The following is a 22,086-nucleotide window of genomic DNA, read 5'->3' as shown; positions in this document are numbered from 1 at the left end:
CACTGCAGCGCGCAGTAGGGGCAATGGGTCACGCCGCTGACGCTAAGAAGCGCCTGTTAACCCGAAGCTCCGCAATGTTTCGAACGTGGAAAGTTGTCAGCTCAGAGCAGTGCTGTCACGTGGTGAGCAGCTCTTTCCAAGCCCGCAAAGGACTGTGACGTTGACAACGGGTGCAAAGCATGCACTGCCAACCGGAAGAGGGTCGCGCGCACCAGCACCTGCGTCCACTCGCTCAGGTGGCTCCAGCGCTTGAACAGGCCGGGGTCCGCGCCACCCCACGCGACGGCGTCCACCGCGATCACGGCGGCGGCCCACTCGGCGGGGCGCCAGTACGCGGTGAAGTCGATGACGGCGGGCGGCGCGTTGCCGGCGAACAGCACGTTGCCGAACAGGTCGCCGTGCACGACCTGAGACCTCAGGTTGAGCGGCTTCTGCGTGTCCTTGAGCAGGTCGAACAGCCTGCCGCCGAGGTCCGCGTCGAGCGGCACGTCGTCCTCGCCCCACGCCTTGCGGTCGGCGACGGCGAACACGTCCGTGCGCACGTCGAGGAAGCGGGGCTTGGGCAGCTCGGCCGTGGCCTGGTGCAGGCGCTGGGCCACGGCGATGACCTCGTCGTGGCGTGCCTCGGCCCGACCGGCGAGGAACTTGGTGGCCGACCAGCCGCCGACGACGTAGCGGCCGTCGGTGGATCTCAACGGTCTGCCGATGCGCAGGTTCGGCACGTCCAGGCCGTCGAGGGTCTTGGCGATCCAGGTGGCCTCCGCCGGCTTGGGCGCAGGGCGGATAGTGGCGTCGCCGCAGCGCCACGCCGGGCCGCCGTCGATGAGCTCTGGCTCGGCGTCACGGGCCCCGAACGCCGCACGCACGTGCGCTGGGGGCGGTTCGGGGGACCGGGTCACGATCGGGCACGCTACCTGCTCGGACCACCCGGTTGGCGGAACGCGACACGCGGTGATTCACGCCACCACCCGAACAGCCCAGCGGTTGATGAGTGCTTTCGGGCACCGAAGCACCCGAAAGCACTCACCACCTCTAGTACGTCGGCAGGGACGGGTCGACTTCCCGCGCCCAGGCCAGCACACCGCCACCGACGTGCACGGCGTCCCGGAAGCCCGCCTTGTGCAGCGCCGCCAGCGCCTCCGCCGACCGCGCACCGGACTTGCAGTGCAGCACCAGCGGCTTGTCCTGCGGCAGCTCCGAGAACGCCTCGCCGGACAGGATCTTGTCCTTCGGGATCAGCACCGAGCCGGGGATCTTCACGATCTCGTACTCGTGCGGCTCGCGAACGTCCACCAGCAGGAAGTCCTCGCCGGACTCCTGCTTGTGCTTGAGCTCGAGCGGCGTGATCGTGTTGCCGGCGGCCGCCTGCTGCGCGTCCGTGGACACGACACCGCAGAACGCCTCGTAGTCGATCAGCTCGGTGATCTTCGGCGACTCCGGGTCCTTGCGGATCTTGATGGTCCGGTACGACATCTCCAGGGCGTCGTAGACCATCAGGCGGCCCAGCAGCGGGTCACCGATGCCGGTGAGCAGCTTGATCGCCTCGGTGACCATGATCGACCCGATGGACGCGCACAGCACGCCCAGCACGCCGCCCTCGGCGCACGACGGGACCATGCCGGGAGGCGGCGGCTCCGGGTAGAGGTCGCGGTAGTTCAGGCCCTGGCCGTTCGGCGCGTCCTCCCAGAAGACGCTGACCTGGCCCTCGAACCGGAAGATCGAGCCCCAGACGTACGGCTTGCCCAGCAGCACCGCGGCGTCGTTCACCAGGTACCGCGTGGCGAAGTTGTCGGTGCCGTCGAGGATCAGGTCGTAGTCGCGGAAGATGTCCAGCGCGTTCTCGGAGTTGAGATGCGTCTGGTGCAGCACGACCTTGACGAACGGGTTGATCTCGGCGACGGAGTCACGGGCGGACTCGGCCTTGGGACGGCCGACGTCGGACTGGCCGTGAATGACCTGACGCTGCAGGTTCGACTCGTCCACGACGTCGAAGTCGACGACGCCGAGCGTGCCGACCCCGGCCGCGGCCAGGTACAGCAGTGCCGGGCTGCCCAGGCCGCCCGCGCCGACGACGAGGACCTTCGCGTTCTTCAGCCGTTTCTGCCCGTCCACCCCGACGTCCGGGATGATCAGGTGCCGGCTGTACCGCGCGACTTCTTCCTTGGTCAGCTCCGCGGCTGGCTCAACGAGCGGCGGAAGCGCCATTTGCTCCTCCTCGACGAACTGCATGCCTCTGTACCCGAGACAACGTCAACCTTGCCTCGACTCTTCCTCGTTGGAAAGCCGTCTCAGCCAGCGGGAAACGGGTTCGGCGTGCAGACCTTGCCGTCGGCGGGCACCACGTCCAGACCGGCGTTGAGCTGCGAGACGAAGTTGTTCGCGACACCGAACGTCTGCTGCATCATCACGGGGGCCGGTGCGCCGTTCTCCGGGCAGGCCGCGTGGTTGTTGCCGAGCGCGTGGCCGACCTCGTGGTTGATCACGTACGTCCGGTACGCGGTGACGTCGGGCTTGTAGACCATCGCGCCGCGCACCCAGCGGGCGACGTTGATGATCACCCGCTTGCTGGGGAAGTCCCAGCAGGAGGTCTCGAACGGGATCTCCTTGCCGCAGACCGTGTGCGTCGTCTTCGTGCTCGCCAGGACGACCGTGAAGTCCGGGTTCTGGTTCGCCTCGACGCGCTGCAACGCGACCTGCTTCGTGCCGATCCAGCTGCGCGGGTCGGACAGGATCCCGTCGATCGTGCGCCCGAACGCCGCCGCGTCGTCGTTGTAGTCGACGGGCTTCACGCCGTCCTCGATGGCGATCGCGTACTTGCGGAACTTCGCCGCGTTCGCCTCGCCGACCCGAGGGCCGCTGCCGGGCACCGCCTTGAACGTGCCGACGCCGTCCTCGGAGAACGCCGGTCCGGCCGGCAGCTCCGCCGTGGGGACGTCGAGCTTCGGCTTCTGCGCCTGCAACTCGGTCGCGGGCGCTTCCGGTGTGGTGGTGGTCACGTTGGACGGATCGCCCGCACTGCCACCGGCCGCGGGCGACTTCGGCTGCACGGTGTCGAGCACCACGAGCGCCGTCAGCACGATCAGCACCGGAATCGCGTAGATGCGCCAGCCGTAGTTGGCGACGAGCTTCTTCACCCCGCGCTTGCGCGGACGTCTGTGCTGCGCCGTACCGTCTGGTTCCCATGCGGCCGCGAGCGGTTCCGCGCTGGTCCGGCGCTCGCCGCGGCGGTAGCGGTCAGAGGGCGGAGCAGGACGTCCTCGCTCGGGGGCGCGATTCACGTCGCCCAGGGTCCCACATCCCCCGGATGGCCGTCGTTCATCACCATGTGTGTCGGTCGACCGCCTCCCACATGCCCAGCACGGCCCTCGCAACGGTGGCCGGCCGTTCCATCTGGGCTACGTGGCCGGTGCGCGGAAGCACCAGCAGTCGCCCTTTGGGCAGCAGGCGCGCCGTTCGTGGTCCCTTCCGGACGCTGACGAGCCGGTCGTTCTCCCCCCACAGAACCAGCGTGGGCGCCTTGACCAGCGGAAGGATCCGCCAGAGCGACTTCGGGCCCGGCAGCAGCCAGCTCTGCATCAACCCGAACGTGCTGCGGTTGAGCGCTTGACCGGCCCACTCCTGCCGGGCGCGCTCCTCGTTCTCCTTGATCGACTCCTCGATGCGGTGGTCGGGCACCACGCTCGGGTCGGCGAAGCACAGGTCGAGCATCTGCCTGGTGCGGTCGTGCGCGGTCAGCTTGGCGAGCTCGCGGCGCACCTTGGACCCGATGATCGGCAGCAACGCCAGCGCCATCCGCGGGTCGGACATGCGGTCCAGGCGTGGCCTCAGGTCGGGGACGGCCGGGCTCACCAATGTGAGCGTTCTCACGAGATCAGGCCTGGTCGCAGCCACGATGAGGGAGATCGCGCCACCCATCGAGTTGCCGAACAGGTGCACCGGCTCACCGAACGTCTCGATGTACTTGATCACCGTCCGGGCGTGCGTGGCGAGGCTGAAGTCGTAGCCGGGAATCGGCTCCGACCGCCCGAACCCCGGCAGGTCGACGGAGTACCCGCTGACATGTTCCCTGAGCTGGGCCGAAAGATCCGTCCAGTTGGTCGCGGACCCGCCGAGCCCGTGGACGTAGACGGCGGGCGGCCCGTCTCCCGGTGTGACCCTGACGTGCACCTGGTGGTCGTCGACCTGGTGGAACTCACCTGGCCACGGCGTCTGCGACTTGTCCAGCGGCGGTAGTGCGACCGTGGACAGCGGGGCGGGGATCAGCGTGCTCACCAGACCAGGATGCGGGAAAGAAGACGCAAGTGGTTCCCGGATGTGGGCTACTAGCGAGTAAGGTTGCGTCCACGCCTCGGTCAGGCAACCCCTCTCCGACGGCAGGATGACTTGTGCTGGAGGCACCATGACGGAGACGGCGCAGAGCGCACCCGCAGGCAGGGGCGTTCGACTGCCGCGCACCGCCCGCCGCGCGCAACTGCTGGCAGCGGCGCAGGACGTGTTCGTCGCCAACGGCTACCACGCCGCGGCGATGGACGAGATCGCCGAGCGCGCGGGCGTGTCCAAGCCGGTGCTGTACCAGCACTTCCCCGGCAAGCTCGAGCTGTACATGGCCCTGCTCGAGTCCCATGTGGACGAACTGGTCGGCCGCGTCCGCACCGCCATCGGCTCGACGACGGACAACAAGCTGCGCGTGCGTGCCGCCGTGGCCGCCTTCTACGACTTCGTGGACGGCGAGGGCCAGGCGTTCCGCATGGTGTTCGAGTCCGACCTGCGCTCCGAGCCTGCCGTGCAGGAGGCCGTCGAGCGCGCGACGACCGACTCCGTGGACGCGATCACCGAGACGATCACGGCCGACGCCGGTCTGGATCCCGAACGTGCGCGCCTGCTGGCCGTCGGGCTTGTTGGCTTGTCGCAGGTCACGGCGCGTTCGTGGCTGGCCGACAACCGCCGCGTGCCCAAGGAGGACGCCGTCGCGCTGATCTCCAACCTGGCGTGGCGCGGTATCGGTGGCGGTTTCCCGCTCCAGCACTGACCTCCACGAAAAGGGCCCGCGAGCGCGGGCCCTTTTCGCTACATCAGCGCGGCTATTCGCCATGCCACGTCCTCGGACCGTTCCAGCGGCAGCATGTGCCCCGCCTTCGGGTAGATCAGGAACTCCGCGCTGGGCAACGCGTCCGCGATGGCCCGTGCGTGCCGCATCGGCGTCAGCACGTCCCACGAACCGGCCATGACCACGGTGGGGATGTTCGCCAGCACCGCCAGCGCCTCCCGCCGTTGATGCCGGGTCAGCTCCTCCCGCACACCCACGAACGCGGTCCCGGTCGTGTTGCCCGCCATCGCCGCCGCCGCACGCACGTCAGCCCACCGCGGGCGCCGGCCGAACGTGACGCGCAGGCCGGGCGTGATCAAGCGGCCGAACCCGACCTTCGGCCGCTTGACCAGCCAGCGCCCGGCGAGCCGCTCCACACCGCTCAGCCCGGGCAGGTCCCCGCACGACGTGGCCACCAGGGCCACCCCCGTGACGCGCGAGAACAACTCGGGGCGCTGCTCGGCCAGCGCCATGATCGTCATGCCGCCCAGCGAGTGGCCGGCCAGCACGATCCGTCCGGAGGGCACGAACTCCTCCAGCACCGCAGCCAGGTCGTCGGCCAGCTCGGACAGCGTTGGTGGACGCCCGTCGCAAGCCGAGTTGCCGTGGCCGCGCACGTCGTAGCGGACCACCCGGCCAGGCAGCGCCGACGCCACGCGGTCCCACGTCGTGAGGTCCATCGTCCAGCCGTGCAGCAGAACCGCGGTCACGTCAGAGGGCGAAGACTCCGACGTGACGACGTTCAGCCGATCAAGAACGAGCGACGCCATGAGCGCATCCCCGGCCTTCCGACTAGTCCGGCCTCGTCCAGGAACGACATGATCCGTTCCCCCGACCAGCGGATGGTCTCCTGGAACCGCGGGTTGGCCAGCGCCTGCCGACGAGCCTCGCGGACGTCCAGCCCTACGGCCGCGTACACGGCGGGGTTGATGATCGTGCGCGTGATCATCATCGACACGTACCCGACCAACCACTTCTGGTAGGGCAGCTCGTAGCGCTTCAGTTCCGACATCCCGCGCAGGAGCTCCTCGCGGGCGAACCGCACGTGCCGCGCCTCCTCCAGCACGTGGATGCGGTTCACCATCCGCACGATCGGCTGGATGGTCTCGTCGTTCATCGCCTCGCGCTGCAGCCGGTCGAGGATCTCCTCGGCGACCAGGATCGAGCCGTACATCGCGGGCCCGTAACCGATCGTCGGCAGCAGCTTGCCCAGCCGGTGGGTGTGCTTCGTGGGTCCGTACGGCGGGCAGCCGATGCGTTCGACCAGGCGCGCGAACATCGTCGAGTGCCGGCACTCGTCGGCCACCTCGGTCAGCGCGTACTGGGCGTGCCGGGAGGTCGGGTCGGTGTTGTAGACGACCTTCACCAGCATCTGCATGAGCAGCAGCTCGAACCACAGGCCGACGGACGCGATCGACGCCAGCTCGTGCTTGGACAGCTCGATGCGCTGCTGAGGGGTCAGCGAGTCGTACAAGGGCGTGCCGTAGAGCGAAATGCGCTGTTCAGGGATGTAGAAGAGACCCTCGACCAGAGGTGCGGACCAGTCGATGTCCACCTCGGGGTCGTAGAACTTCTCCGCGGACGACTTCAGCAGCCTCTCCGCCGTCTTCTCCCGATCGGCCACCCTCATCGGTTGCCCTCCCCGGTAAGTGTTACTTGAGGTAACGGTTACTTCTGGTAGCGTGCGTCACATGGCACGCACTGTCAAGGGGCCGGACGCGCGACGCGAACGCTGGAAGGGGCATCGCGAGCAGCGCAGGGCGGAGTTCGTGGAGGCCACGATCGCCGCGGTGGCCAAGAAGGGCCCGGACGTCGGGATGGAGGACGTCGCCGCGGAGGCGGGCGTCAGCAAGCCGGTGCTCTACCGGCACTTCACCGACAAGTCCGACCTGTACCTGGCGGTGGGCCAGAGGGCCACCGAGCTGCTGATGGACCGGATGGGTCCCGCACTGGCCGCCGACGGCCCGATCCGCGCCCGCATCGAACGGATCGTCGACGCGTACCTCTCGGTGATCGAGGAGAACCCGAACCTCTACCGGTTCGTGGTGAAGGGGTCCTTTGTGGACCGTCCGGTCGAGAAGGACGTCGTGGCGGAGGACAAGAACCTCATCGCCTCGGCACTCGCCCGCATCCTCGGCGACTACCTGCGCGCGTTCGACATGGACTCCGGCGGCGCCGAACCGTGGGCGCACGCGCTCGTCGGCATGGTGCAGAACGCGGGCGACTGGTGGCTCGAACGGCAGACCATGTCCCGCGCGAACCTCAGCGACTACCTCGCCACGATCATCTGGCACGCCGTCGACGGGCTGTTGCGCTCGGCCGGCGTCCAGGCAGACCCGGCAAAGCCACTCACCCCACTCCGATTGGTGGACTGATGAGCGAGCACGACGAAGAGGGCTACACGGGTTCGGCGACCCTCGTCTTCGGATCGGACGAGGTGCAGGTCGAGGTCGAGCTGCGCGGCTACTTCCAGCCGATCGACGGCCGCTACCACTGGTACGGCCGGATCAAGCAGAACGACGACATCACCGCCCGCGTGGAGGCCGGTGCCCGCACCGCCCTCCTGCGCACCCCGACCGACCAGGCCGAGGGCACGCTGACCGACCCCGACCCGTGGGGCCGCTACCGGGTCGGCGGCATCTCGACCCCGCCGTACAAGATCGAAGAACCAGCAGAGCACTAGCAAAAAGCCCCGGTCAGAACCTCTGACCGGGGCTTTTTTCAAGAACTTCAGGCGCCGAAACCGACCTTGCGCGAGTCCTGCGGGCCGATCTCCACGTACGCGACGCGGCCAGCGGGCACGACGAACCGCGCACCCTTGGCGTCCACCAGCGACAGCACGCTGGACTTGCCGGACACCGCGTCCGCCACCAGAGCCTCAACATCCGACGGGTTGAGCTCACTGGTCACGACGAGTTCCCGCGGGCTGTCCGCGACGCCGATCCTGACCTCCACGCTGACCTCCGTGCTCAAAGAGAAAATCCAGGACCGAGCCTACCTAGCCAAGACCCAGCTGCGTCATGCGCCGCGCGTGCGACTGCTGGAGCCGGCGGAACAGCTGACCGATCCCGGCGAGGTCGCCAGACCCCCGCACGATGAGCTCCGAGAGGCCGTCCCGCTCCGCCACCACGTACTGGGCCTGCGTCAACGCCTCGCCGAGCAGCCGGCGGCCCCACAGCGCGAGCCGGTCGCGGACGCGCGGATCCGACTCCACGGCGGCCAGGACTTCGCGCTCAGCGAACGCCGAGTGACCCGTGTCCGCGAGCACGGCGAGCACCAGCTCGCGCGTCGGCTCGTCGTCGAGCCACGAACCGACCTCGCGGTAGAAGTCCGCGGCCAGGCCGTCGCCCACGTACGCCTTCACCAGTGACTCGAGCCACGACTTGGGACTGGTCGACTCGTGGAAGGCGTCGAAGCCCTTCACGAACGGCGCCATCGCGTCCTCGACGGCGATGCCCTCGGCGGCCAGGAACTTCTGCAACAGCGTGAAGTGACCGATCTCCGCGGCGGCCATCTGCGCCAGCGCGGCGCGCCCGGCCAATGTCGGCGCCGTGCGCGAGTCCTCCGTCATCCGGTCGAAGGCCGAGAGCTCGCCATATGCGAGCGCTCCGAGAAGATCGACAACACCCTCCGCAACACCCATGAAAACGAACTCTAGTGGTCAACGGGGTCTCGCCAGGTAGAATGGCCCGAGACGCCCGGCGTGACGAGTGTGACGAACCGCCGTGAGGCGCACGAAATGGTGCGCGTACACCTTTCCCGCAGCTGATTCTTCAAGCGCGGTCGAGAGGCCCGGCCAGGGCTCGTACGCGCTTGGTACGAGAGAGGCTGATCATCCTGACCGCTGACGTAGAAACACATCTGGACCCGATCGCGCTGGAGCACAGCGAGGCGGGAGTTCCCGAAGAAGACCCGTCGCACCCGCTGCTGGCAGACGCTCCGGTGGCCAACACCGCCCCGACGTTCGCCGAGCTGGGAGTGCGTGACGAGATCGTCAAGGCGCTCGGCGAGGCCGGCATCGTCCGCACGTTCGCCATCCAGGAGCTGACGCTCCCCATCGCATTGTCCGGCGACGACCTGATCGGTCAGGCGCGCACCGGCACCGGCAAGACCCTCGGCTTCGGCGTGCCGCTGCTGCACCGCCTCGACACGCCCGGCGACGGCACCCCGCAGGCTCTTGTGGTCGTTCCCACCCGTGAGCTGTGTCTCCAGGTCGCGCACGACCTCACCGACGCGTCGAAGCACCTCGGTGTGAAGGTCGTCGCCATCTACGGCGGCATCCCGTACGAGCGGCAGATCGCGCAGCTGCGCAAGGGCGTCGACGTCGTCATCGGCACGCCCGGCCGCCTGCTCGACCTGGCCGAACAGCGCCACCTCGTGCTCGGCAAGGTCCGCGCACTGGTGCTGGACGAGGCCGACGAGATGCTCGACCTGGGCTTCCTGCCCGACATCGAGCGCATCCTGAACATGGTCCCCGACCAGCGGCAGACGATGCTGTTCAGCGCGACCATGCCGGGCCCGATCATCACGCTGGCCCGCACGTTCCTGAACCAGCCGACGCACATCCGTGCCGAGGAGAACGACGCCGGCCAGACGCACGAGCGCACCAAGCAGTTCGTCTACCGGGCGCACTCGATGGACAAGCCGGAGATGCTGGCCCGCGTGCTGCAGGCCCGTGACCGCGGCCTGTCGATGATCTTCGCGCGCACCAAGCGAACCGCGCAGAAGATCGCCGACGACCTGACCGAGCGCGGGTTCGCCGCGGCCGCCGTGCACGGCGACCTGGGTCAGGGCGCACGGGAGAAGGCGCTGCGGGCGTTCCGCAGCGGCAAGGTCGACGTGCTGGTCGCCACGGACGTCGCGGCGCGCGGTATCGACATCGACGACGTGACGCACGTCATCAACTACCAGTGCCCCGAGGACGAGAAGACCTACGTGCACCGCATCGGCCGCACGGGCCGGGCCGGACGCGAGGGTGTCGCCGTCACGTTCGTCGACTGGGACGAAGAGGCGCGCTGGAAGTCGGTCAACGAGCTGCTCGACCTGGGCCAGCCGGAGCCGATGGAGACCTACTCCACGTCCGACCACCTGTTCGAGGACCTGGGCATCCCGTCCGGCTCCACGGGCAGGCTGCCGCTCAGCCACCGCACCCGTGCCGGTCTGGACGCCGAGGAGGAGGAGAAGCTCGACAACGGCAAGCGCAAGCGCCGTCGTCGCAGCGGCTCCACCCGTGGTGGCGCCGAGCAGGCTGCTCCGGAGGCGACCGAGGAGACCAGGCCGAAGCGGACCCGAAGCCGCACGCGCAGCCGCTCCGGCGTGCCGGTCGAGGGCCAGCAGGCGGAGGCGCCTGCTCCGGAAGCAGCTGACAAGCCTGCTTCCGACAAGCCCCGCAGGCGCCGGCGTCGACGTTCCTCTGCCGAACAGGCCGCTCCTTCGGCAGACTGATCACATGTCGTCCCCCGGTTCCGACGTCACCGACATCGAGGACGTCCTCGACGAGCCCGCGCACGAGCACGAACCCGCCGCGCACGAGCCCGTCGAGAAACGTCCGCCCGCCCGATCGTGGCGCACCCGCCGCGACTTCATCGCGGTCGCGCTGATCGCCGTGGTCTCGGTCGTCGCGTCCGTGCTGACCTGGGCGTTCAGCGATGCGCGGGCCACGACGTCGGTCACCGGGCCCGCGACGTGGGACCAGCTGCCCGAGGTGGTGGCGCTGCCTCCGACGCTCGCCGAGGTGTGGCGCGCGAAGAGCGGCGCCACGCAGTCCCCCGTGGTCGTGCTGACCCCGTTGAAGGAAACGGGCGAGGAGAAGCCGTCGACGGTCGTGACCGGTGACGGCGGCGAGGTCACCGGGCGCGACCCGCTGACCGGCGACGTGCGGTGGTCGTACCAGCGCGACCTGCCGCTGTGCGTGGTGAGCACCGCCTGGGCACGGGCGATGGCGCTGTACTCCAAGGGCACCAACTGCTCGGAGCTCACCTCGCTGGACGGCGTCACCGGTGAGCGGCGGGCGCAGCGCAACGGCGACGCGGAACCGGGCACGGCCCTGCTCAACGAGGGCTCGCACCTGATCACCACCGGGTCGAAGTACCTCGAGGTCTACCGGCGCGACGACCTGGTGAAGTCGCTCGAGTACGGCGGCCTGCGCGCGATCGTGAACCCCGGCAAGCAGCCGCGCGTCGGCTGCACCTACGGCTCGGTCACGGTGACGTCGGGCAAGTTCGCGATGATCGAGCGGTGCCCGGACGACAGCGCCGACCGGGTCTCGGTGATCAAGCCGAACCCGGACAAGTCGGACGACCCGAAGGTGTTCGCGAGTGTCCTGACCGGCGGCAGGAACGCGCAGGTCGTCGCCGTGACGGACAAGCTCGTCGCGGTGGCGCTACCGGACCCGAGCCGCCTCGTGGTGTTCGACGCCGAGAGCGGCAACCAGATCACCGAGGTGCCGATCGACGTGCCGGCCGCGGACTTCACCGACCCGCCGCACCACGTCACGCGCGGGTTCGCGACCAAGACGAACGTCTTCTGGTTCACCGGTTCCAAGACCATCGCCCTGTCGCTGGAGACGCTCACTCCACTGTGGACGGCGGAGGGCACGCTGGGTGCCGGCACGACACTCGCCGGCCGCGCGGTCATCCCGGTCAAGGACGGCCTGCGGGTGTACGAGCAGGCCACCGGCGCCGTGGTGGGCACGATCCGGGTGAACCGCGAGGGCCACACCGGCCCTGTGCAACTCGCCACAGCCGGTCCCGTCGTGCTCGAGCAGCGTGGCGAAACCCTGGTCGCACTGCGATAGTTCCCTGGTGTACTCGCAGCTCAGCCCGCACCGGGCAGAACGTGTCGACCTGCCGGGCCGCTACGGCACGATCGCGGCGCTGCGCGCGCCCGCGGTGGGCGACGACGCGTTGCGCACGACGGCGCTGCTCGTGCCCGGCTACACGGGTTCCAAAGAGGACTTCGCGCCGATGATCGACCCGATCGCGGACGCCGGTTTCGAGGTGCTCGCGATCGACCTGCCCGGCCAGCAGGACTCGGCCGGCCCGGACGACGAGGCGCTCTACCGCCCGGCTCCGCTGGGGTCGGTGCTCGCCGAGCTGATCGGGAAGATCGCCGCGGACGGCCGGAAGGTGCTGCTGCTCGGCCACTCCTACGGCGGTCTGGTGGCACGGGCGGCGGTGTTCGCGGGCGCCCCGATCGCGGGTCTCACGCTGATGTCGACCGGCCCGTCCGAGCTGCCCGCCGGTGAGCGCCGCATGGTGCTGGAGGTCGGCGAGCACGTGCTGGCCGAGCAGGGCGTCGAGGGCTCCCAGAAGCTGAACGAGCTGCGGTCGGCGCAGAACCCGGCGTACAACGCGCTGCCGCAGGAGCTGAAGGACTTCTACCGCAACCGGTTCCTGGCCTCGCCCGCCGCCGCGTTGCTCGGCATGGGCAACGGTCTGCGCTACGAGCCGGACCAGGTCGCGAAGCTCGCCCGCGCGTTGCGGTCGTCCGGCATCCCGGCCCTGGTGGTGTGCGGCGACTCCGACGACGCGTGGAGCCCAGCCGCTCAGCGCGACATGGCCGAGCGGCTGGACGCCGACTTCGCGGTGCTGCCCGGCGTCATGCACTCGCCGAACACCGAAGCACCGCACGAGCTCATCGCCACGCTGTTGCCGACGTGGCGAGCCTGGCTGTCGTCGTGATCAGTACTGGAGCTTGATCTCGCGCGCGTCGGTCGCCGGCGAGTTCGGGTACGCGTTGAGCTCGGCCTTCGCGGACGTCTCGATCGGCCAGAACGCGAGGTTCTGCGCCTGGATGTAGAGCGTGGTGGTCTCGAACCCACCGGTGCAGGTGAGCTGCTGGGAAGCACCACCGGAAGCGATGCGGCCCAGCACGTTCTGGCTGAGGCTCACGTTCAGGTAGGCCGACGAGTACCGCGGGCACACGTAGGTGACCTGCACGTCGACCGCCGCGCCCCACGCCTTGAGCTTCGCGGGCGACTCGACTCTCACCAGCGACGTGGAGGGCGACTGAGCGCTTACGTCCGCCATGACCGGAGCGATGGAGGCGGCGATCGCACCTCCGGCGACGGCCACCACGGCCAGCGTCTTGCCCCCGGAAAACTTCATCATGCCCTTGTCCCCTCAACTACTCCGTCCCTTGTGGACGGAAGACCCAGACCGGCGCAGAGGCCGGCGACGACGAGCACGACCGGCAGGTGCCAGAGGAAGTCGAAGCCGCTGTGCACCAGCACGACGACCACCGCTGCCAGCGCCCCTGCCCACAGCGAGACGCCGCGCCCGCGCCACATGACGACGAGCACGGCGACCACCACCCCCAGCGCGAGCACCAGCCCGACGACCCCCAGCTCGACGAGCACCTGCAGATACTCGTTGTGCACGTAACGCATGAACCGGGTGCCTTCGTTGCCCCGCTCGAAGAAAAAAGATCCATTGCCTGGTCCGGCACCCAGCAGCGGCGACCGGGAGACCAGCTCCAGCGCGGCTCCCGTGGCGCTGCTGCGGTCCGGTGAGCTGAACGAGACGCGCGTGGACAGCTGGTCCGCGAACGCGAACGAGGCAGCCGCGCCACCGGCTGCCAGCAGCACCGCGACCGGCACCAGGAACCGTCCGACCCGGTGCAACCCCAGTGCCACCAAGGCACCCACGAGCAGTCCGGCGACCGCGATCAGGACCTGCGGCTCGTCGGCCATCCGCATCGTCGGCAGCAACGCCGCGACCGCGACCACGGCGCCGAGCAACGGCGGTGCGGCCGCGGCGACGGTCGTCTTGACGCCCTGGCACACGCACAGCACCAGCAACCCGGCCGCGAGCGCGAGCACGCCCGCGCGGCTCATCGTGGCGCCGATTCCGGTGCACAGCAGGAAGGTCATCACCGCGGTCAGCAGCGTCGGCCGCAACACCATCGCCAGCACGGCCGCCGCAGCCATCACCGCGGCGGCGGCGTTCGGATAGGTCAACGTGGACGCGGCGCGCAGCAGCCCTTCCGCCACCGTCGTCCAGGACGGGATCCGGAACACCACGGCGACCCAGCCGGTGAACGCAACCAGCGAGCCGACGCCGACGACCACGTTGGCGAGCAGCTCGCGTTGCTGCTGATCAGCCTGTGCCGCAACGAGAACAGCACTCACGAACACGCCGGCGGCGGCCGCGGTGGGCACCGCGGACAGCACATCGCCTTCGAGCAGCCCGCGCACGACCGCCCACAACGCTAACGCTCCGCCAAGTGCCGCAAGGAGATTCGGCCGCGGGCGAGCGAGCACCACGGCCACGCCGACCAGCAGGCCGGACAGCACCCGGCCGGGCAGGTAGTACCCGCCCTGCGCGACCACGGCGGCCGCGAACCCGGCGACGACCAGCAACACCGGCAGCGGCAACGTCACCGATTCCCGGCGCGCGCCGACGACATCCCCTGCGACCACGGATTTCCCCCAGCTTCGAACCCGCCTCCCCAAGCGGATTGAGAGCACACTGTAGGTGTCTGGAGGTTCCGGCGGAAGCCCGAGTTCCTGTCAGCTGAGCATCACCGCGGTGAACGCGCCGAGCAACATGAACGGTCCGAACGGGAGTGTGCTCTTGAGGGTGACCCGCCGCAGGAGCAACAGGACCAGCGACACCACGGCCGACAGGACGAACGCCAGTGCGGCGCCGAGGAGCAGCACCGGCCAGCCGAGCCAGGCCAGCGCCATGCCGATCACACCGGACAGCTTCACGTCGCCGTAGCCCATCCCGGCCGGGTTGATGAACTCGAGCACCCGGTAGACGAACGCGAGCAGCAGCCCGCCCAGCACCGCGCGACCGAGCGCGCCGACCGTGCCGCCCGTCAACGCGGCCACGGTCAGCAGGATCAGCACCGCCGGGTAGGCGGGCAGCGTCAGCACGTCCGGCAGCCGGCGCACCGCCGTGTCGATGAACGCCAGCGCGACCCCGACCGCGCCGAGGCAGGCGAACGCGAGGACCTCCACCGAGCCGGCGAACTTGGTCGCGAGCACGGCCAGCACCACCGCCGACACCAGCGGCAACGCGACGCCGACGCGGGTGAACCGGTTGACCAGGTCGCGCAACGCGACACCCGACGCGAGGCCGGCAACCGCGCCGCCAACAGCCCAAAGAAGAGTCATGCGGCCGACGGTAGATCGGGCGCGAAAGCAACGGAACGTAACCGAGTCAAGTCTAGCCAGCGGGCCGACACCGTGTCCCCCGATCGACCGACGTGTCCCCCGAAGTGCACTTCCGTTACACCTCTTCACCCGATACCAGACCAATCCCGATGTGACGCAGAGTTGTGGCGTCCCAAACCGGATCCCACTCCAGGAGACCGAAATGCTCACTTTCATCAGCTACGTGCAGACCTTCCTCACCCGCAACCTGCGCCGCGAGGACGACCGCGGTGCGACCGCCGTGGAGTACGGCCTCATGGTCGGCCTCATCGCCGTCGTCATCATCGCCACGGTCATGGCGCTCGGCCTCCGCCTCGACGAATTGTTCGCCGAGGTCGAGGCCCAGCTCGACGCGGTGTGACCTGAGGCACCTGGTGTTCGCGTTGCTCGACGTCTGAAGTCTCCTGTCCCGCGCGGCCGGACGGCAGCCCCCTCGCCGCTGGCCGCGCGCCAACCTGCGGAGCGGTCATGTCCACAACACCCCGCGATCGCGGTGCGGCCGCCGTCGAAGTCGCGTTGCTCCTGCCGATCCTGCTGGTGCTGGTCATGGGGATCATCGACTTCGGACGCGCGCTGCACGCGCAGATCACCCTGACGCAGGCGGCGCGCGAAGGCGTGCGCGTCGCCGCGTTGAATCAACCCAACCCCACCGGTCGCACGCAGACCGCCGCGGTCGGCCTCAGCGGTGTCGGTGTCGCCGTCACCGCCTGTACGCCCAGCGACCCGGACGACAGCGCCGAGGTGGAGGCCACCTACACCTTCGAGTTCATCACCCCGGTCGGCGGGCTCGCCGGGATCTTCGGCAGCGGGGACTTCGGTGACCCGATCGAGCTGAGCGCCAAGGGAGTCATGCCGTGCGAAGGATGAGAAAAGACGACCGCGGTGCGCTCGGGGTGCTCATCGGCATCCTGATCGGCGCCGGCGTCCTGTTCGGCATGGGCGCGATCGTCATCGACGTCGGCATGATCTACCAGGAGCGCGCCGAGTTGCAGAACGGTGCCGACGCGGGCGCGCTCGCCGTCGCCCGCGGCTGTGCCACCGGCGCTTCGACCTGCTTGGTCACCAAGGCGAACTACTACGCCAACCACAACGCCAAAGACGGTGTGTCCACTGTGGATGTGGTGTGCGGGTACGACGGCAACGGAGTGCTGACCTCGTGCCCCACGTCGACGGGCGAGATCACCGATTGCCCAGCCGCCCCCGCCGCGGGCAAGAAGTACGTGGACGTGCACACGTCGACGCAGACTTCGGACGGCGCGACACTGCTGCCTCCGGTGCTGGCACGAACGTTGGCGGGCGGCGGTGCTCACGACGGCTCACGTGTCGGTGCCTGCGCACGTGCCATGTGGGGACCGCCGAAGACCGCGACCACGATCGCGTTCACGATCTCGTGGTGCGAGTGGTCGACGGCAACCTCGAACGGCACCGCGTTCGGCCCGACACCACCGGCGACACCGCCGCTGTCGGTGCACCAGGTGCTCAGGCTGCACGACCCGAAGACCACGACGACGTGCCCGAGCGGTCCCGCCGGGTCGGACGGTCCCGGTGAGTTCGGCTGGGTCGACGACACCGGCACCGACTGCTCAGTGGCCATCACCGACAACACCTACAGCTCGGACACCGGTGTGTCAGCGGGCAAGGACTGCAAGACCGCGCTCGAGGCCGCGTGGAACTCGCGCAAGCCCGTCTGGCTGCCGATCTACACGAACGTCAGCGGCACGGGTACCGGCGGCACCTACACGCTGGCCGGCTTCGCAGGTTTCGTCATCACCGGGTTCTGGCTGCCCGGCTCGCCCGGCCCCTGGGAGAAGGACTGGCTGACGGGCAAGAAGGAGTGCACGGGCTCCGAGAAATGCATCGCGGGCTACTTCGTCCAGGGCCTCATCCCGACCACCGGCACCATCGGCGGCCCCGATCTCGGTGCCCACATCGTCCAGCTCACCGGCTGAAACCAGGAGTTGTCATGAAGAACCGCGCTTTCATCATCATCCTGGCGGTGTTGCTGGCCGTCTGCGGCAGCGCCGGGGTGTTCCTCTACGTCCGCAGCGCCGACTCGCGGGCCATCGCCGGCCAGCAGGCCGTCGCCGTGCTCGTCGCGAAGGACCGCATCCCCGCCGGCACGTCCGGTGACTCGCTGGCAGACCTCGTGGAACAGCAGCAGATGCCCAAGAGCAGCGTGCCGGCGAACACCCTGTCCTCCGTGGACACGACGGTGGCCGGTCTGGTGACGTCGTCGGAGATCGCCGCGGGTCAGCTGCTCACCAAGCCGCTGTTCACCGAGGCGGCCTCGCTGGCCAAGGGCATCTCGATTCCTGACGGGATGATCGCGGTGACCGTGCCGACCGAGGCCTGGCAACGGGCCGGTGGCCTCATCCAGAAGGGCTCGAAGGTCGCGGTCTTCGACACGTTCACCATCCTGGAGGGCAAGGGGAACACCCCGTCCGGCGACGGCCTGTCCAAGCAGTACGAGCGCAACCAGTCCACCCGCCTGTTGCTGACCGGCCTCGAGGTCCTCTCGGTCGTCGACGAGAAGCAGGCCTCGGAGAGCGGCGACGTCGGCAAGGCCATCGTCACCGTCGCGGTGAAGCAGGCGGACGCGGAGAAGCTCATCCACGGCCAGCAGACCGGAACGCTCTACTTCGCGCTGCTCGGCGGCAAGTCCGAGGTCGCACCCGGCAACGGCGTCGACAACCGCTCCCTGTTCGGAAACTGAGGCGTGCCATGACGATCCTTTGTGAGCCGGCCGCCAGGGCCGGACAGCTCTCCCCCGCGCTCGGTGACGAGGTTCGCGCCGCGGAGACGCTGGACGACACCAGCCGGTTGCTCGCCTCCGACCCCACCGAAATCCTGGTCGTCATCGGCTCGGCGATCGACCTGGACCACGCGCTCGCGTTCACCGCGGCCCTGCGGGTCGAACGCCCCGCCGTCGGCGTCGTGCTGGTTCGCGACGTGCTCGACATCGCGGTGCTGACGAGGGCGCTGCGCGCCGGTGTGCGGGAGGTCGTCGCGCGGGACGACCTCGCCTCGCTGGTGGACGCCTGTGCCCGGTCCAGGGCGTTGTCCTCGCAGGTGAGCGGCGTGCCGGAGCCGCGGCAGGACGACCGGCAGGGCCAGGTCGTCACCGTGTTCGCGGCGAAGGGCGGGTGCGGCAAGACGACCGTCGCGGTGAACCTCGCCGCGGTGCTCGCAGCCGGTGGCCAACGGTCGGTGTGCCTGGTCGACCTCGATCTCGCGTTCGGCGACGTCGGGATCTGCCTGCGGGCCGAGCCGGTCCGCACGATCATGCACGGGCTCGGGATGCTCGGCCACGTCGACGTCGCTGGCGCCTCGTCGTTGCTCACCGCGTGCCGGCCGGGGCTGAGCGCCCTGCTCGCGCCGGTGGAACCCGGTGACGCGGAACGGATTCCGGCAGCGCTTGTGAGCGAGCTGCTCGAGGTGCTGCCGACGATGTTCGACTTCGTCGTCGTCGACACGCCGTCCGCTTTCACCGAGCACGTGCTGGCGGCGATGGACGCCTCGCACCACCACGTCCTGCTGACCACGCCGGACGTGCCCGCGTTGAAGAACCTGCGCGTGACGCTGGACATGCTCGATCTGCTGTCCTACGCACACGACATCCGGTCGGTCGTGCTGAACCGATCCGACGCGAAGGTCGGCCTGACGATGGACGACATCGATCGCGTTGTGCGCAGCGACATCCGCGCGCACGTGCCGTCCAGCCGGGACGTGCCGATCTCGGTCAACAAGGGCAACCCGATCGTCCTGGACCTGCCGAAGCACCCGGTGACCGAGGCGATCACGCGGTTCGCCCGCGAGCACGTGCTCGCCGAGCCCGCCGTCGTCGCGGCCAAGTCAAAGAGGTGGTTCCGATGAGCCTGGCCAACCGCATCGCCGCGCAACGGGAGTCCGGCTCGCCGACCCCGCAGCTGCGCAGGCAGGCCCGCACGGCGGACCCGTTCGCCGAGGTGAAACGTAGCGTGCACGCGGGCCTGCTGGAGGTGTTGGGCCCCAAGCTCTACGACGCGCACCTCGACCAGCGCGAGCTGGAAACCCGCGTGCGCCAGACGTTGCAGTCCGTGCTGGAACGCGACGAGACGCCGCTGACCAACGCCGACCGCGCCCGCATCGCCCTGGAGGTCCTGGACGAGATCCTCGGGCATGGCCCGCTGGAGCCCTACCTGCGGGACCCAGGCATCTCCGAGATCATGGTCAACGGCCACGACCAGGTCTACGTCGAACGCGCAGGGCGCCTGGAGCCGGTGCCCGTGGCGTTCGCGGACGAGTCGCACCTGCGCCGCACGATCGACAAGATCGTCGCCAAGGTCGGTAGGCGCGTCGACGAGGCCTCGCCGATGGTCGACGCCCGTCTGCCCGACGGCAGCCGCGTCAACGCCGTCGTGCCGCCGATCGCGTTGGACGGCTCGGTGCTGACGATCCGCAAGTTCGCCACCGACCCGTTCACTGTCGACGACCTGGTCAACTTCGGCACGCTGACGCCCGCCACCGCGTACCTGCTGCAAGCGTGCGTGCACGGGCGGATGAACGTCCTGATCGGTGGCGGCACCGGCTCGGGCAAGACGACGTCGTTGAACGTGCTGTCGTCGTTCGTGCCGCCCGACGAGCGCATCGTCACCATTGAGGACGCCGCCGAGCTCCAGCTGCGCCAGGACCACGTGCTACGCCTGGAAGCCCGGCCGCCGAACGTGGAGTCACGCGGTGAGATCGCGGTGCGGGACCTCGTGCGCAACGCACTGCGCATGCGGCCCGACCGGATCATCGTCGGCGAGGTTCGCGACGGTGCCGCGCTGGACATGCTGCAGGCGATGAACACCGGTCACGACGGCTCGATCACGACCGTGCACTCGAACTCGCCGCGCGACTCGTTGTCCCGCTTGGAAACCATGGTGCTGATGGCGGGCGTGGACCTGCCGGCGCGAGCGATCCGGGAGCAGATGGCGTCGGCGATCGACGTGATCGTGCACCAGTCGCGGTTGAAGGACGGCACGCGGCGGATCACCCACATCACCGAGGTGATCGGCATGGAGAGCGAGATCGTGACGCTGCAGGACCTGTTCCTGTTCGACTTCCACGCCGGCGTCGACGAGCGCGGGATCTACCGCGGTTCATTGCAGTCGACCGGGCTGCGGCCGCACTTCCTGGAACGCCTGAAGGACCGCGGCATCGACGTGCCGCCGCATCTCTTCGCAGGAGGACCGCGATGATCCGCGTGCTCGTCGGCTTCCTGATCGGCGCTCTGCTGACGCTGGTATCCAGCGTCGCCGCGTTTGCCGCACCATCTCGTGGCGTGGTAGTGGTGCTCGACACCAGCGGCTCGATGGCACCGGACCGCATCGTCGTCGCGCGGCAGGCGATCGCCACCTACGTGGGCAGCCTGCCGCCGGACGTCCAGGTCGGCCTGGTCACCTTTTCCACCCAGCCCTCCCTGGTGATGGCACCGACCGCCGACCGCTCCGCGTTGCTCGGCGCGCTGAACACGGTGCAGGCCAAGGGCGACACGTCGTTGTTCGACGCCGTCCCGGTCGGCCTGTCGGCCCTGCGGGGCATCTCCGAGCGACGGATGGTCATCGTCTCGGACGGCGAGGACACCGCCAGTAGGTCCACAGTGGACAGTACGGTGGGCGCGCTGTCCGGCAGCGGAGTGCCGACCGATGTCATCGGCTTCCAGTACAGCGACGAGTCTCTGCGCCGCATCGCCGCCGCCGGTGGTGGCCGGCTGCTGACCGCCTCCGACGCCGCCGCCCTCGCCGCCGCCTTCGCCGCACTCGCCGTACCCTCCCCCGTCGTCAGCACCACGGTCGCCGCGCCAGAACCCGTTGCGACGCCCGCACCTGCACCCCCACCCGTCGCCGCTCCGGTGCCGGGGTTCAACTGGCAGGTCGGCGGGCTGATCGCCGGCACGTTCCTGGTGCTGTTTGTCGTAGTGCTTCTGCTGCTGACCCCGCGCCGTTCGGCGGCGGTCCGCAAGCTGGAGCAGCATCTCGACCACTACGGCCCCCAGCGACCCGGTGAGCCGGAACAGGAAAGCCAGGCCGCGCAGACCGCCGTCGTGTGGACCGCACGGGTGATCGGTGCCGACCAGTCCAACCGCATCGCGGACCGCCTCGAGCTTGCCGGCATGAAGGCCACCGCGGCGGAGTGGACCCTGCTGCGGGTCTGCGCCTCCGCCGGGTTGGCCGCGCTGTTCACCCTGATGACCACCTGGTGGCTGGGCATCCCGCTGGGCGTGGCCGCCGGCTGGTTCCTCACCTGGCTGATCGTCCGAGTGCGCACCACCAAGCGCCGCGCGGCATTCGCCGACCAGCTCCCAGACGTCCTGCAGCTGATCGCGAGCTCGCTGCGTTCGGGTTTCTCGCTGGCCCAGGCGATCGACGCCGTGGTCCGCGACGGCACCCAGCCCACGGCGGGCGAGTTCTCCCGTGCGCTCGCCGCGACCCGCATCGGCGCCGAGCTGGAAGACGCCCTGGAGCGAGTGGCCCACCGAATGCGCTGCGACGACCTGGCCTGGGTGGTGATGGCGATCCGAATCCAGCGCCAGGTGGGCGGCAACCTCGCCGAGGTGCTCATGACCACCGTCACCACCATGCGCGAGCGCGCGCAGACCCGCCGCCAGGTGCGCACCTTGTCGGCCGAGGGCCGGCTGTCCGCGTACGTCCTGATCGGCCTGCCGATCGCTATCGCCCTGTTCCTGTTCTGGGCGCGCGGCGACTACATGCGCCCGCTGTACACAACGCTGACCGGCATCGTGATGCTCGTGGTCGGCACTCTGCTGCTCGTGCTCGGCTCTCTGTGGATGCGCAAGCTCGTGCGCGTGGAGGTGTGA

24 protein-coding genes are annotated in these 22,086 nt (G+C 69.3%); 13 read left to right on the top strand and 11 right to left on the bottom strand.

Translation table 11 applies throughout. The annotated features are described in order from the left end of the window. Positions 1-101 precede the first annotated feature (101 nt). From DI276_RS34200 to DI276_RS34185, 4 genes are all read right to left on the bottom strand, one after another. Positions 102-899: a TIGR02569 family protein gene (locus DI276_RS34200; RefSeq protein ID WP_112271088.1), complete on the bottom strand. Its 798-nt coding sequence runs from the start codon at positions 897-899 to the stop codon at positions 102-104. A 133-nt stretch (positions 900-1,032) separates the two neighbouring features. Continuing rightward, the gene (gene moeZ / locus DI276_RS34195; protein WP_112271497.1) at positions 1,033-2,205 is read right to left on the bottom strand and encodes an adenylyltransferase/sulfurtransferase MoeZ; all 1,173 of its coding nucleotides are present in this window, start codon (positions 2,203-2,205) and stop codon (positions 1,033-1,035) included. Between the two features lie 83 nt (positions 2,206-2,288). Further along, on the bottom strand, positions 2,289-3,278 hold the full coding sequence (locus DI276_RS34190; protein WP_232837101.1) for a DUF3152 domain-containing protein: 990 nt from the start codon (positions 3,276-3,278) through the stop codon (positions 2,289-2,291). 40 nt (positions 3,279-3,318) lie between these two features. Further along, on the bottom strand, positions 3,319-4,272 hold the full coding sequence (locus tag DI276_RS34185; RefSeq protein ID WP_232837100.1) for an alpha/beta fold hydrolase: 954 nt from the start codon (positions 4,270-4,272) through the stop codon (positions 3,319-3,321). A gap of 127 nt (positions 4,273-4,399) precedes the next feature. Here DI276_RS34185 and DI276_RS34180 point away from each other — a divergent pair, with 127 nt between their 5' ends. Continuing rightward, on the top strand, positions 4,400-5,029 hold the full coding sequence (locus tag DI276_RS34180) for a TetR/AcrR family transcriptional regulator (protein ID WP_112271084.1): 630 nt from the start codon (positions 4,400-4,402) through the stop codon (positions 5,027-5,029). 38 nt (positions 5,030-5,067) lie between these two features. On the opposite strand, the gene DI276_RS34175 is transcribed toward DI276_RS34180, so the two are convergent. Both DI276_RS34175 and DI276_RS34170 read right to left on the bottom strand, forming a co-directional pair. Beyond that, the gene (locus DI276_RS34175; RefSeq protein ID WP_112271082.1) at positions 5,068-5,856 is read right to left on the bottom strand and encodes an alpha/beta fold hydrolase; all 789 of its coding nucleotides are present in this window, start codon (positions 5,854-5,856) and stop codon (positions 5,068-5,070) included. Then, positions 5,829-6,716, bottom strand: a complete 888-nt coding sequence (locus DI276_RS34170) for an AurF N-oxygenase family protein (protein ID WP_112271080.1) — start codon at positions 6,714-6,716, stop codon at positions 5,829-5,831. The genes DI276_RS34175 and DI276_RS34170 overlap by 28 nt, the downstream gene beginning before the upstream one ends. A gap of 61 nt (positions 6,717-6,777) precedes the next feature. Between DI276_RS34170 and DI276_RS34165 the strand changes: the two genes are divergently transcribed. Both DI276_RS34165 and DI276_RS34160 read left to right on the top strand, forming a co-directional pair. Further along, positions 6,778-7,461 carry a TetR/AcrR family transcriptional regulator gene (locus DI276_RS34165; protein WP_112271077.1) on the top strand — a complete coding sequence of 228 codons (684 nt, stop codon included), beginning with the start codon at positions 6,778-6,780 and terminating at the stop codon, positions 7,459-7,461. Continuing rightward, complete coding sequence (locus tag DI276_RS34160; protein WP_112271075.1) at positions 7,461-7,769, top strand: DUF4873 domain-containing protein; 309 nt, start codon at positions 7,461-7,463, stop codon at positions 7,767-7,769. The genes DI276_RS34165 and DI276_RS34160 overlap by 1 nt, the downstream gene beginning before the upstream one ends. A gap of 47 nt (positions 7,770-7,816) precedes the next feature. Here the strand turns inward: DI276_RS34160 and DI276_RS34155 are convergent, their stop codons facing one another. Together DI276_RS34155 and DI276_RS34150 are read right to left on the bottom strand one after the other, a co-directional pair. Next, on the bottom strand, positions 7,817-8,041 hold the full coding sequence (locus tag DI276_RS34155; protein WP_030474076.1) for a DUF3107 domain-containing protein: 225 nt from the start codon (positions 8,039-8,041) through the stop codon (positions 7,817-7,819). A gap of 43 nt (positions 8,042-8,084) precedes the next feature. Then, positions 8,085-8,729: a ferritin-like fold-containing protein gene (locus DI276_RS34150; protein ID WP_112271073.1), complete on the bottom strand. Its 645-nt coding sequence runs from the start codon at positions 8,727-8,729 to the stop codon at positions 8,085-8,087. Positions 8,730-8,899: 170 nt separating this feature from the next. Between DI276_RS34150 and DI276_RS34145 the strand changes: the two genes are divergently transcribed. From DI276_RS34145 to DI276_RS34135, 3 genes are read left to right on the top strand one after another with little or no spacing between them, the layout of a single operon-like run. After that, positions 8,900-10,531: a DEAD/DEAH box helicase gene (locus tag DI276_RS34145; protein WP_232837099.1), complete on the top strand. Its 1,632-nt coding sequence runs from the start codon at positions 8,900-8,902 to the stop codon at positions 10,529-10,531. A 4-nt stretch (positions 10,532-10,535) separates the two neighbouring features. Then, positions 10,536-11,882: an Rv3212 family protein gene (locus tag DI276_RS34140; protein WP_198681072.1), complete on the top strand. Its 1,347-nt coding sequence runs from the start codon at positions 10,536-10,538 to the stop codon at positions 11,880-11,882. Between the two features lie 7 nt (positions 11,883-11,889). Continuing rightward, entirely contained in the window at positions 11,890-12,768 is an 879-nt protein-coding gene (locus tag DI276_RS34135; protein ID WP_112271069.1) for an alpha/beta fold hydrolase, read from the top strand. Here DI276_RS34135 and DI276_RS34130 read toward each other — a convergent pair whose 3' ends face one another. The 3 genes from DI276_RS34130 to DI276_RS34120 all read right to left on the bottom strand — a co-directional run bounded on the left by DI276_RS34130 (position 12,769) and on the right by DI276_RS34120 (position 15,206). Beyond that, on the bottom strand, positions 12,769-13,197 hold the full coding sequence (locus DI276_RS34130) for a hypothetical protein (protein ID WP_157985104.1): 429 nt from the start codon (positions 13,195-13,197) through the stop codon (positions 12,769-12,771). It lies immediately after the preceding gene. Then, positions 13,194-14,507, bottom strand: a complete 1,314-nt coding sequence (locus DI276_RS34125; protein WP_157985103.1) for an O-antigen ligase family protein — start codon at positions 14,505-14,507, stop codon at positions 13,194-13,196. Before DI276_RS34125 ends, DI276_RS34130 begins: the two co-directional genes overlap by 4 nt. A gap of 90 nt (positions 14,508-14,597) precedes the next feature. Continuing rightward, positions 14,598-15,206 carry a prepilin peptidase gene (locus DI276_RS34120; protein ID WP_157985102.1) on the bottom strand — a complete coding sequence of 203 codons (609 nt, stop codon included), beginning with the start codon at positions 15,204-15,206 and terminating at the stop codon, positions 14,598-14,600. Positions 15,207-15,408: 202 nt separating this feature from the next. Here DI276_RS34120 and DI276_RS34115 point away from each other — a divergent pair, with 202 nt between their 5' ends. The 7 genes from DI276_RS34115 to DI276_RS34085 all read left to right on the top strand — a co-directional run bounded on the left by DI276_RS34115 (position 15,409) and on the right by DI276_RS34085 (position 22,086). Further along, positions 15,409-15,606: a Flp family type IVb pilin gene (locus DI276_RS34115; protein ID WP_112271492.1), complete on the top strand. Its 198-nt coding sequence runs from the start codon at positions 15,409-15,411 to the stop codon at positions 15,604-15,606. A 107-nt stretch (positions 15,607-15,713) separates the two neighbouring features. Next, entirely contained in the window at positions 15,714-16,112 is a 399-nt protein-coding gene (locus DI276_RS34110) for a TadE/TadG family type IV pilus assembly protein (RefSeq protein WP_112271061.1), read from the top strand. After that, on the top strand, positions 16,109-17,194 hold the full coding sequence (locus DI276_RS34105; RefSeq protein ID WP_112271059.1) for a TadE/TadG family type IV pilus assembly protein: 1,086 nt from the start codon (positions 16,109-16,111) through the stop codon (positions 17,192-17,194). Before DI276_RS34110 ends, DI276_RS34105 begins: the two co-directional genes overlap by 4 nt. A 14-nt stretch (positions 17,195-17,208) precedes the next feature. After that, positions 17,209-17,958: a Flp pilus assembly protein CpaB gene (gene cpaB, locus DI276_RS34100; protein WP_157985101.1), complete on the top strand. Its 750-nt coding sequence runs from the start codon at positions 17,209-17,211 to the stop codon at positions 17,956-17,958. An 8-nt stretch (positions 17,959-17,966) separates the two neighbouring features. Beyond that, entirely contained in the window at positions 17,967-19,118 is a 1,152-nt protein-coding gene (locus DI276_RS34095) for an AAA family ATPase (RefSeq protein ID WP_112271055.1), read from the top strand. Next, entirely contained in the window at positions 19,115-20,467 is a 1,353-nt protein-coding gene (locus DI276_RS34090; RefSeq protein WP_112271053.1) for a CpaF family protein, read from the top strand. The genes DI276_RS34095 and DI276_RS34090 overlap by 4 nt, the downstream gene beginning before the upstream one ends. After that, complete coding sequence (locus DI276_RS34085; RefSeq protein ID WP_112271051.1) at positions 20,464-22,086, top strand: VWA domain-containing protein; 1,623 nt, start codon at positions 20,464-20,466, stop codon at positions 22,084-22,086. Before DI276_RS34090 ends, DI276_RS34085 begins: the two co-directional genes overlap by 4 nt.

Origin of the sequence: Lentzea terrae (assembly GCF_003265345.1) — a bacterium.
In the GTDB taxonomy this organism is placed as follows: domain Bacteria; phylum Actinomycetota; class Actinomycetes; order Mycobacteriales; family Pseudonocardiaceae; genus Lentzea; species Lentzea terrae.
The sequence above is the reverse complement of the archived record's forward strand: the minus strand, read 5'-3'. Positions and strand labels throughout refer to the sequence as shown.